Genomic DNA, 10,179 nt, shown 5'->3' with positions numbered 1-10,179 from the left:
CTAATGATGACCTACCCAACATGGACCTATTTCGTGTTTACCTTCCCCGGTATGCTCCTGGTCTTTATGGCCTTTATGCTTGTCCTTGGCCATTACCGAGGCTACCGATTGACGGAGTTATTCCGCTTCAACGCCATGATCAAAGGTAGACAATAATGTCCTTATTCAGCACCTGGAAGGACCTCCGCCAGCGCGGCGTGATGGGCATTAATCAGCGCAATGCAGACTATGTGTTGCGCTATAACCAGCGTCATCTCTACCCCTTGGTCGATGACAAAATCAAGACCAAGGAGCGCGCGCTTAAAGCCAGTATCAACGTGCCCACCATGTACGGCGTGATCGATTCTGACAAGGGCATTAGCCAGCTAAAAGAGCTTGTGAAGGGCCATAGCGACTTCGTCATAAAACCCGCACAGGGCGCTGGCGGCGACGGCATACTGGTCATCGCCGACCAATTTGAAGGCTATTACCGCACAACGTCCGGCCGCCTATTGAGCACCGAGGATATTGAATTCCACATCTCCGGCATCTTATCTGGAATTTATTCTTTAGGTGGTCACCGCGATCGCGCACTTATTGAATACCGCGTTATTCCAGACCCCATTTTCAGTGCCATTAGCTATGAGGGTGTGCCGGATATTCGGATTATTGTCCTAAAAGGTTACCCGCTACTGGCCATGCTGCGCTTGCCTACTCGGCAGTCCGGCGGCAAAGCCAACCTCCACCAAGGCGCGATCGGCGTTGGCGTCGATTTGGCCACCGGCATCACCCTTGATGGTACCTGGCACAACAAATTGATTAATAAGCATCCAGACACCACTAACCCCGTCCGCGGCGTACAGCTTCCCTACTGGGACGGGTTTATGTCACTGGCCACCCGCTGCTACGAATTAACCGGACTCGGCTATTTGGGCGTTGACATGGTGCTGGACAAAGATAAAGGCCCGCTAATGCTCGAGCTGAATGCGCGGCCCGGACTCAATATTCAAATTGCCAATGACACGGGTTTAGCCGCGCGTTGCAAACGGGTTGAAGACGAAATTGAGCGTTTAAATGCCAAGGGCATCACTCTTGCCAAACCGACTAAGCGTATGGAATTTTGTCAGCGTGAATTTGCCCAGTCTCAACAAAATTTCGATACCCTAGAGCCGGAAAATAGCAATCCTGATCCCGCCGCACCGTTGAGCTGAAGAATCTCCGGGCATAAAAAAACCACGTAGCGTTCCGCCGCTAGGCAGTACCCTACGTGGCTTGTAAAGTGCGCACTTACTTAGCCGCGCGCTCCTTAGCAATCAGTTCTTCAGCCACCTTCAGCATTTCGGCCTTACCACCAGCTGAACGGCCGGTTACTCGATATTTGCCATTTATAATTAATTCCGGCGTACCGGCAATGCCGTAAGCACGAGCGCGGGCGTCAGCCTGCTTTACTTGGCTATTCACCCCAAAGGAATCAAAGGTTTTACGAAATGTTTCGGCATCCACATCACTGTGCGCCAAGAATAATTTCTCAATTGCTGCACTATCACGTAATGGGTTGCGATCAACATTAATGGCATTAAATAGCGGCGTGTGGAGCTGCTCTATGACACCCAGTGCTTCAGCCGTATAAAAGGCCTTGGCGTGAATCACCATTAACTCGTTCCACATGGCTGGCGAACGGCGAAAATCGACATCAGCGGGGAGTTGCTTTGCCCAAGCTTCAAGCATCGGGTCAAAATCGAAGCAGTGACTGCAGCCATACCAGAACACTTCGGTCACTTCTATTTTCTGCGGATTAGCGGTACGTACTGGCTGGGCAACACGGATGAAACGCTCGCCGCTGCTAGCCACTCGTTCCGCAACATCGCTGCTAGCCGCTGCGCTCACCGCCGCCTTAGCGGGTGCCGCCGGCTCTGCGCCGTCACTACACGCGGATACCATAAGCAAAAAACTGAACACGCTGACTAGCGGAATAAATTTCTTAAACATGAAGCCCCCTGATTATTCGATCAAGTGTTATAAGATTGAGTGCCATAGGATTGCATGACAAATTCAAATTGTTTTTCTAAGCGTTTAAGACAGTATGCGCTAAGAATCGTTCTGTATTTCAGCACCTGTAAATCCCAGCGATAAAAAAGGCGGCCTAGGCCGCCTTTTTGCTAAGTCATTATTAAGGATGCAGGCCCTGAATAAAGCTGGCTACGGCCTCAATTTCGGAGTCGCTCATTTTGAATGCAATTGTACGCATTACCATGGCGTCACCGTCGTTAGCCCGACCTTCACGGCCATCCGCTGCCGCGCGGAAAGCTTTTAACTGAGCGACGGTGTACTCGGCATACTGCCCGCCAAGTGCGGGGAAGCCGGCTGCAGCCATACCACTACCGGTAGGCGAGTGACAGGCGGCACACGCCGGAATATTACGGTCGGCAATACCGCCGCGGTATATCGCGGCGCCTTTGGCAACATTGGCTGGATCAGCCTGACCAGTACTACCAGCTTTGCTCGCGTAGTAAGCAGCAATGTCAGCAATATCTTGCTCAGACAAATTGTCAGTCTGACCAGCCATCATTGGCACAGCACGAGCACCTGATTTTATGTCGGTGATTTGCTTAACCAAATAGCGTTCGCCTTGACCCGCCAATTTCGGGAAGGCCGGAGCCGGGCTGTTACCATCAGCGCCGTGACACGCCGCGCAGGCTGCTGACTTTGCTTTACCCGCTGCAGGATTTCCTTCAGCGGCAACGGCAGCGCCAGCAAACATCAAGGTGGCGAACATCACTAATACGGTTTTATTCATTGTTTGGTACTCTTTAAGCAGATAATTCTGAGCAAAATATAAATCAACAAATTCAGTTTATGACTTTGGTGCCGCCATAAATTCGATCAAGGCTTTAAAGTCGTCGTTGCTGCAGTCAAAGCACAAGCCTTTGGGGGGCATTGTATTAAATCCCTCCGCTGCGTGTTTAACGAGGGTATCCATGCCTTTTTCCATACGCGACGCCCAATCGGCCACATCATGGGTTTTAGGCGCACCATTAGCACCGAAAGCATGACAGGCAAAGCAAGATTTTTGATAGCGATCTAGAACCGCCTGCTCTGTAGCAAAAGCAGAGACACCAGACACTGAAAGCAGTATAGCCACGAGCCATTTATTCATGATCTACCTCTCAATTTTGCGTATAGCGGCGCAGGACGAGACAATATAAAAACTGCGGCATTATACACAACTACATGGCGCTGGGGCCAATAATTGCCGTAAAATGCCACTGCACTAGCAAATTCCCCTCGGACTCTCTATGTCATCAAGCCCAGCACTGAATTACCGCCGCGCCAGCTATTTAAAAAGCTCGCCCAATCTCAACTACTGTCCTGACGACAGCGGCGCAGAGGTCGCATTTGCCGGACGCTCCAATGCAGGCAAATCCAGTGCCATAAACCGCCTTACTGAAAACAAAAAGTTGGCAAAAACCAGTAAAACGCCGGGCCGCACCCAGCTGCTCAATTTTTTTGTTTTAGACGACAGCGGCCGGCAGCGACTGGTGGATCTGCCCGGCTATGGCTTTGCCAAAGTGCCCCTAGCGGTGAAAAACGAGTGGCAGCGCAATTTAGAAGCCTATCTGCAGAAACGCCAATCCCTGCGAGGCATGGTACTCATGATGGATATTCGCCACCCCCTCACTGATTTTGACCAACAAATGGTGCGCTGGGCCACCAAAAGCGCCATGCCCATGCACATATTGCTGACTAAGTCTGACAAATTAAAGCGCGGCCCGGCGAGCGCTACTTTGTTGGCCGTGCGCAAAAGTGTGGCCGAACACGGCGACTTAATTAGCGTGCAACTATTTTCAGCGCCAAATGGTGATGGCTTACAAGAGTTACGCAATAAATTAGACGAGTGGCTGGATACCAATAATATGGTCGACATGGTTTATATCGACGACGATGGCGAAGCCATCGACACCAATAAATCCAGCTAATTTTGCTGCGTACTAGCCAGCAAAAAAGCCCGGCGAACTGAGCTCACCGGGCAATCCTACTCCTCATGGAGTCAGGGGGGAGACAAGTCTCCAACGCGGGCGCCACCCTCAAGCACATCCAGATGGCGGCTTTATGACTTTAGACCCGGAATTCAAATTGTGCAAATTCTAACCAAGTCAAATTGACGTTTTTCCGCGCCCAAGCCCTCGCTTAATGCGCTTCATCCCAGTTTGCGCCAACCCCGACACCGACTTCTAATGGCACCGCCAATTCCGCAGCGGCCATCATTAACCGGACAACTTCCGCCTGCACGGTTTCTAAATCGGCCGGCGCAACTTCCAACACCAATTCATCGTGAACTTGCATGATCATTTTCGCGTCAACAGCACTACTGCTTAGATATTGATCAACAGCAATCATTGCTCGTTTAATAATGTCAGCTGCGGTGCCTTGCATGGGCGCGTTAATCGCGGTGCGCTCCGCCGCTTGGCGGCGCATGCCATTTCGAGCATTGATTTCAGGCAAGTGCAGGCGACGACCAAACAGCGTTTCAACATAGCCTTTTTCTGAGGCCAACACCCGAGTCTCGTCCATATAACGCAATACTCCGGGATATCGCTCAAAGTAAAGATCGATATATTGCTGGGCCTCTTTGCGCCCCAAATGCAGCTGCCGCGCCAAACCAAAGGCGGACATACCGTAAATTAAGCCAAAATTGATGGCCTTGGCATTGCGCCGCTGCTCGTCGCTCACCTCGTCGGTGCTTACGCCAAATACCTCAGCAGCGGTGGCGCGGTGAATGTCTTCACCCCGCGAGAACGCATCAACCAAGCCGCGATCACCCGACAAATGCGCCATTATCCGCAATTCAATTTGCGAGTAATCCGCAGCCAAAATCACATAGCCCGGCGGTGCGATAAATGCTTGGCGAATACGCCGGCCCTCAGCGCTGCGAATAGGGATATTCTGTAAATTGGGATCAGACGACGACAAGCGACCCGTCGCCGCCACTGCCTGATGGTAGGAGGTGTGAATTCGGCCGGTTTTAGGGTCAATCTGCAGCGGTAGCTTGTCGGTATACGTCGACTTGAGCTTCGCCATACCCCGGTGCTCAAGTATCACTCTTGGCAGAGGGTAATCATGGGCCAACTCGGCCAAGACCTCTTCTGCGGTCGATGGCGCGCCTTTCGGGGTTTTTTTGGTGACGGGGATTTGTAAACGCTCAAAAAGAATTTCGCCGAGCTGTTTAGGGGAGGCGAGATTAAATTCGCCGCCAGCCAGTTCATAGGCCTCTTTTTCAAGGGCCTGCATCTTCATACCCAGCTCATGACTCTGCTTGCTGAGGAGCTCCCGATCGACATAGGCGCCATTGCGCTCAATCCGGGACAGTACAGGCACCAAGGGCAGTTCGATATTTCTATACACGGCCAATAGGCCCTCGTGCTGCTGGATCTTCGGCAAAAGAGCCTGATACAACCGCAAGGTAATATCAGCGTCTTCCGCAGCATAGGGACCAGCTTGTTCGAGGGCGATTTGGTTAAAGGTAATCTGCTTGGCACCCTTACCAGCAATATCTTCAAAATGGATGGTGGTGTGATCTAGGTATTTCAGCGCCAAGGTATCCATGTCGTGGCGACTGCCGGTGGAATCCAAGACATAGGAGGCCAACATGGTGTCGTCGTGTATACCCCGCAAGGTGATACCGTGGTTGAGCAGCACGTTGGCGTCGTACTTCAGGTTTTGCCCCACTTTATAACGGTCTGGATCTTCTAAAAGCGGTTTGAGCTGGGCCAATACATCTGCCTCATTTAACTGATCAGGCACATCGAGATAGTCGTGACCGAAGGGTAAATAAGCCGCTTCTCCAGCGTTAACCGCAAAAGACACCCCAACTACGCGGGCCTGCATATAATTTAAACTGGTGGTTTCGGTATCAAAGGCAAAGATCTTTGCCCCGCGCAGCTTGTCCAGCCACAGCTCAAAGTCGGCTTGCGTTAGTATAATTTGGTAGGCGGACGCATCCAGCTGCGGCGCCACATCGGATGTCAGCGCCAGCTCGTCAGCCATAACCCCTGTACTCGCCAAGCCAGATACCCCAGACGCGGAATCGCCGACACCCGATTCTGCACTAATGGCGGCACCGCGCTCCTCGCGACTCAGCTCATCAACCCAGGTTTTGAATTCGAACTCTTTAAATAAACTCAGCAAGCGCTCGTTATCCGGCGCCGTCGGCAAAAGATCAGCAACACCCACATCCAGCGGCACATCGCACTTAATCGTCGCCAAGGTATAAGAGAGCAGGGCGTTGTCATGGCTGTCAGCCAATTTCTTAGCAACTCCCTTAGCACCCCGAATCGGCAAATCGGCAACTTTGTCGATATTCTCATAAATACTGCTAACGCCGCCCAAGGCCTGAATCAGCGCCAGCGCGGTTTTCTCGCCAACACCCGCCACACCGGGAATATTGTCGACCTTATCACCCATTAAGGCGAGAAAATCGATAATTAGCTCTGGAGGAATCCCAAACTTCTCTTTAACACCAGCCACATCCATGACCGTGTCGGTCATGGTGTTCACCAAAGTCACATGCTCGTTCACAAGCTGGGCCATGTCTTTATCGCCCGTCGACACTAGCACTGGGCGCTCTTTGCCCGCTTGCGCGGCGAGGGTACCAATCACGTCATCGGCCTCGACACCGTCAATTACCAACCTTGGTAAACCCATAGCATCGATGATGGCATTGATCGGCTCAATTTGGCTGCGCAAATCATCTGGCATGGGTGGGCGCTGCGCCTTGTATTGGTCGTAGATATCATCGCGGAAGGTTTTGCCCTTGGCGTCAAAAACGACAGCAATCGGGCTATCTGGGTAATCCTTGTAGAGGCGCCGCAGCATATTGATGACCCCTTTTATGGCTCCCGTAGGTTGCCCCTTAGAGGTATTCAATGGCGGCAAAGCGTGAAATGCACGGTAAAGGTAAGACGAGCCGTCGACCAAAATCAGGGGTTTTATCGCAGTCATAGTAGTGAAGTAACGTGTCGTTATGGAAAGCGGAGAGTGTAGCACGGCCCTCCCGAGCAAAATATTCAAGCCCGACACAAACCTCATGTGTTACCGTTTTTCACAAAATCATTCAGTATGGACACAACATTACCCGAAGGTTAACGAAATTTAAGGAGACAACTGGATTTGTTGTGTTACCTTACGTAACACAAGGTAACCTTTACCTTGGCCCGAGGAAGCATTACTCGGTTTTTAGAGGAGAGAGCAAAATGAAAAACCTTACCAGCGCAATCTTAATTTTGGTTGCCAGTACTATGGCGACTGCTGCCGAACCGGAAGTAGGTGCGAATCAGTCGCTGGTATTGGCTTACAATCAAACTACCGAAATGCCAAAAGCCGAGGCGCAAATCGAGTACGCGTCAAAAGCTTCCGCTGATCGCTTTTTAGAAAAAACCCTGGATGTCGTCTCAGCCACACTGAATGTGGAGCTGGATATGCAGGCTCGCTACACAGTACCTAGCATTGCAAAAAACTAGGACTAAAGCCCATGATCTTGGCTGAGCGATTCTACTCAGCCAAGCTGGCGAATTATATCCTCGCGGCCTGCTGGGCCGCGAAACAACTGAGAAATGCCTGCCCAAGCTGACGGTATAAGTCTAGAAAGCCGTCAGTCTTCTTCATTTCCGCCCCAAGGGGGTCAATTTCTATTATTGGCACAGCTAAACCAGATGTGAGTGCATTTAGCATAGCTGCCGGATACTGTGGCTCACGAAAAACACAGGCGAACTCGTTTTTCTGCAGTCGCGATCGCAAGCCAACAATATGCCGAGCACCGGGTAAGCGGTCCGAGCTTGGCATTACAACTTCAGCCTCTTTGAGATTAAAGTGCCGCTCAAAACGGCTAAAACCGTCATGCAATAGCAAGTAAGGCCGACCGCTGCGATGACTAATATCCAGCTGCAATTGCTTATCATACTGCCTAAACTCGGTGCTGAACCGCGCGGCATTGGCATGAAAGTACGCGCCACGTGTTGGCATACGGTCGGACAAAATCCGAGCGATACGCCGCGCCATGCGCTGCACTTCGTCGGCATCCATCCATACATGGGGATCTTCACCAAGACTTAGCGCAGGGTAAAGGGCAATCGCATTACTTTGCTCTGCTACCGCCTTCTGTAAGTACGACTCCATTGCCGGCCCCACCCAAAGCACGACGTCGGCACTGCGCAAGCGCTGCATGTCGGAGGGTCGCAATTGAAAATCATGGGGGGAGACATTAGCCGGCGCCAAAACATCAACCGTTACGGCGTCACCGCCAATATCTTGAGCGAGAAGCTGCAGCGGCATAATACTGGTCAATATCACCGGTTTGTCAGCTGCCCAGGCCATATTGCAGAACATCCAAGCGAGCACTAACCCCGACACTATTGCTTTCAAGCACATTTCCCCATTGTTTATCTCCGCACTAATGCAATATTATAACATTATATTCTTAGCAAAACCCTCGGACGCCGCAAAAGTAATGCACAACATTAACAAGCAGCATGATCACCAGCACTGTATTGATGAAGCACTGCTCCGCGCTCGGGAACTTTGTCAGCAGCGCCAACTAAAATTCACCACTATACGCGAACTTGTATTAACCACGGTGTGGGCAAGCCATAAACCAATAGGTGCTTATACTATTCTTGAACAGCTGGCAAAAGAAGGCCTGCGCCGTCCCGCGCCGCCAACCGTATACAGAGCGCTAGATTTTCTCTTGGATAATGGGCTAATTCATAGAATCACTAGCTTAAATGCCTTTGTCGGCTGCAATGAACCTGGCCACGCCCATCAGGGCCACTTCCTTATTTGTCGGCACTGCCAAGTTGCCCTTGAATTGGACACCCAGCTTATCTATCCCGCCATCGCCGCCGCCGCACAACAACAAGACTTTGCAGTAGACACAGCCAGCCTCGAAGTTATCGGCTGTTGCGCCCACTGTGCTGAGGCAAATGATCATGCCTGAATCCGCACTGCTTAGCCTTGACGCTATTTCTTTAAAGCACCAACAACAAAATTTGCTGAGCAATATCAGCTTAAGCCTGTCTGCCAAGCAAATAATGACGATTATCGGCCCCAACGGTGCAGGTAAGAGCACGTTAATCAAGGTCGCTCTGGGCCTCACCAAAGCCGATAGTGGCACCATATACCGGCGGCCAGGCCTGCGAATTGGCTATATGCCTCAGAAATTATCGCTGAATCCGCTTATGCCTTTGAGTGTGTCGCGGTTTTTAGCCATGGCCAAGTCCGATCGCAAACAAATTGCCGCCGCACTGGCGCGAACTGGCATTCAACATTTACAAAATCGCCCCCTCCACGATATTTCCGGCGGCGAAACCCAGCGGGTACTTCTCAGCAGGGCCTTACTTAGCAACCCAGATTTACTTGTACTCGACGAACCAGCCCAGGGCGTGGATATTAGCGGCCAAACTGAGCTTTACGAGCTCATCAGCGACCTACGCGACGAGCTGGGCTGCGCCGTGCTCATGGTTTCCCACGACTTGCATTGGGTCATGGCGCAAACTGACACCGTTATTTGTCTCAACCAACATATTTGCTGTCACGGCCATCCAGAGCAAGTCAGTAGCGACCCTGAATATTTGGCCTTATTTGGCCGGCGCCACGCTGAAGCCGTCGCGCTGTACCAGCATGATCACGACCACCAGCACGATATACACGGTGACGTCGTTTGCGAGCACAAACACCATGATTGATATTTTACTTTATGCATTGCTCGCGGGATTATTGGTAGCCGCCGTCAGCGGCCCCCTGGGCGCCCTCGTGACTTGGCAGCGCATGGCTTACTATGGCGACACACTCGCTCATTCGGCGCTGCTTGGCCTGGCCTTGGGTCTGGCACTACAAGCCAATCTTCAGTACAGCGTACTCGTTAGTTGTTTACTCATTGCGGTGGTTTTATTTGCGCTGCAGTGGTGGCGAGATATCGCCCTCGATAGCTTATTAGGTATTCTTTCTCACAGCAGCCTAGCGCTAGGCTTGGTTTGCCTATCATTCATAGACAATCAAAGCCTCGACTTAAATGCCTTTTTATTTGGCGATTTGCTCGCCATATTGCGCGAAGACCTAGTCAATTTGGCGATTATTTGCGCGCTAGTCCTCGGCCTATTGTGGCGCTACTGGTCCGCACTTGTCGCACTTTGCGCCCACGCCGAACTG

Annotated in this window: 12 protein-coding genes; 7 read left to right on the top strand and 5 right to left on the bottom strand. The window is 51.5% G+C overall.

Going from position 1 to position 10,179, the window contains the following annotated elements:
• Positions 1-3 precede the first annotated feature (3 nt).
• Together ABYT30_RS10685 and ABYT30_RS10680 are read left to right on the top strand one after the other, a co-directional pair.
• On the top strand, positions 4-156 hold the full coding sequence (locus ABYT30_RS10685; RefSeq protein ID WP_373096395.1) for a 7TM domain-containing protein: 153 nt from the start codon (positions 4-6) through the stop codon (positions 154-156).
• Positions 156-1,190 (top strand): alpha-L-glutamate ligase-like protein, encoded by a 1,035-nt coding sequence (locus ABYT30_RS10680; protein ID WP_373096393.1) that lies wholly within the window; start codon positions 156-158, stop codon positions 1,188-1,190. The genes ABYT30_RS10685 and ABYT30_RS10680 overlap by 1 nt, the downstream gene beginning before the upstream one ends.
• A 76-nt stretch (positions 1,191-1,266) precedes the next feature.
• Here ABYT30_RS10680 and ABYT30_RS10675 read toward each other — a convergent pair whose 3' ends face one another.
• The 3 genes from ABYT30_RS10675 to ABYT30_RS10665 form a co-directional block, all read right to left on the bottom strand.
• Positions 1,267-1,968, bottom strand: a complete 702-nt coding sequence (locus tag ABYT30_RS10675) for a thiol:disulfide interchange protein DsbA/DsbL (RefSeq protein ID WP_373096391.1) — start codon at positions 1,966-1,968, stop codon at positions 1,267-1,269.
• Between the two features lie 181 nt (positions 1,969-2,149).
• Positions 2,150-2,776: a cytochrome c gene (locus tag ABYT30_RS10670; RefSeq protein WP_373096389.1), complete on the bottom strand. Its 627-nt coding sequence runs from the start codon at positions 2,774-2,776 to the stop codon at positions 2,150-2,152.
• Positions 2,777-2,833: 57 nt separating this feature from the next.
• Positions 2,834-3,136 (bottom strand): cytochrome c5 family protein, encoded by a 303-nt coding sequence (locus tag ABYT30_RS10665; RefSeq protein WP_373082506.1) that lies wholly within the window; start codon positions 3,134-3,136, stop codon positions 2,834-2,836.
• A 139-nt stretch (positions 3,137-3,275) separates the two neighbouring features.
• Here ABYT30_RS10665 and yihA point away from each other — a divergent pair, with 139 nt between their 5' ends.
• Positions 3,276-3,956, top strand: a complete 681-nt coding sequence (gene yihA / locus ABYT30_RS10660; protein WP_373082509.1) for a ribosome biogenesis GTP-binding protein YihA/YsxC — start codon at positions 3,276-3,278, stop codon at positions 3,954-3,956.
• A 211-nt stretch (positions 3,957-4,167) separates the two neighbouring features.
• Here the strand turns inward: yihA and polA are convergent, their stop codons facing one another.
• On the bottom strand, positions 4,168-6,978 hold the full coding sequence (polA, locus tag ABYT30_RS10655; protein WP_373096387.1) for a DNA polymerase I: 2,811 nt from the start codon (positions 6,976-6,978) through the stop codon (positions 4,168-4,170).
• Between the two features lie 251 nt (positions 6,979-7,229).
• Between polA and ABYT30_RS10650 the strand changes: the two genes are divergently transcribed.
• Positions 7,230-7,496, top strand: a complete 267-nt coding sequence (locus tag ABYT30_RS10650; protein ID WP_373082513.1) for a hypothetical protein — start codon at positions 7,230-7,232, stop codon at positions 7,494-7,496.
• A gap of 52 nt (positions 7,497-7,548) precedes the next feature.
• On the opposite strand, the gene ABYT30_RS10645 is transcribed toward ABYT30_RS10650, so the two are convergent.
• Entirely contained in the window at positions 7,549-8,397 is an 849-nt protein-coding gene (locus tag ABYT30_RS10645; RefSeq protein WP_373082516.1) for a metal ABC transporter solute-binding protein, Zn/Mn family, read from the bottom strand.
• Between the two features lie 85 nt (positions 8,398-8,482).
• Between ABYT30_RS10645 and ABYT30_RS10640 the strand changes: the two genes are divergently transcribed.
• The 3 genes from ABYT30_RS10640 to ABYT30_RS10630 form a co-directional block, all read left to right on the top strand.
• Entirely contained in the window at positions 8,483-8,968 is a 486-nt protein-coding gene (locus ABYT30_RS10640) for a Fur family transcriptional regulator (RefSeq protein ID WP_373082518.1), read from the top strand.
• The gene (gene znuC, locus ABYT30_RS10635; protein WP_373082520.1) at positions 8,961-9,716 is read left to right on the top strand and encodes a zinc ABC transporter ATP-binding protein ZnuC; all 756 of its coding nucleotides are present in this window, start codon (positions 8,961-8,963) and stop codon (positions 9,714-9,716) included. The genes ABYT30_RS10640 and znuC overlap by 8 nt, the downstream gene beginning before the upstream one ends.
• Positions 9,709-10,179: metal ABC transporter permease (locus ABYT30_RS10630; protein ID WP_373096385.1), on the top strand; the 471-nt coding region annotated here is incomplete at its 3' end. The genes znuC and ABYT30_RS10630, both read left to right, overlap by 8 nt.

The organism is Zhongshania sp., from assembly GCF_041623545.1.
Taxonomy (GTDB): Bacteria; Pseudomonadota; Gammaproteobacteria; order Pseudomonadales; family Spongiibacteraceae; genus Spongiibacter.
This window is presented reverse-complemented; position numbering and strand designations above follow the sequence as displayed.

Bases quoted from the DNA above. Each gene is read 5' to 3' on its own strand.
- yihA (WP_373082509.1), top strand. From the start codon at position 3,276: ATGTCATCAAGCCCAGCACTGAATTACCGCCGCGCCAGCTATTTAAAA.
- ABYT30_RS10675 (WP_373096391.1), bottom strand. From the start codon at position 1,968: ATGTTTAAGAAATTTATTCCGCTAGTCAGCGTGTTCAGTTTTTTGCTT.
- polA (WP_373096387.1), bottom strand. From the start codon at position 6,978: ATGACTGCGATAAAACCCCTGATTTTGGTCGACGGCTCGTCTTACCTT.
- ABYT30_RS10685 (WP_373096395.1), top strand. From the start codon at position 4: ATGATGACCTACCCAACATGGACCTATTTCGTGTTTACCTTCCCCGGT.
- ABYT30_RS10670 (WP_373096389.1), bottom strand. From the start codon at position 2,776: ATGAATAAAACCGTATTAGTGATGTTCGCCACCTTGATGTTTGCTGGC.
- ABYT30_RS10680 (WP_373096393.1), top strand. From the start codon at position 156: ATGTCCTTATTCAGCACCTGGAAGGACCTCCGCCAGCGCGGCGTGATG.
- ABYT30_RS10640 (WP_373082518.1), top strand. From the start codon at position 8,483: ATGCACAACATTAACAAGCAGCATGATCACCAGCACTGTATTGATGAA.
- znuC (WP_373082520.1), top strand. From the start codon at position 8,961: ATGCCTGAATCCGCACTGCTTAGCCTTGACGCTATTTCTTTAAAGCAC.
- ABYT30_RS10665 (WP_373082506.1), bottom strand. From the start codon at position 3,136: ATGAATAAATGGCTCGTGGCTATACTGCTTTCAGTGTCTGGTGTCTCT.
- ABYT30_RS10650 (WP_373082513.1), top strand. From the start codon at position 7,230: ATGAAAAACCTTACCAGCGCAATCTTAATTTTGGTTGCCAGTACTATG.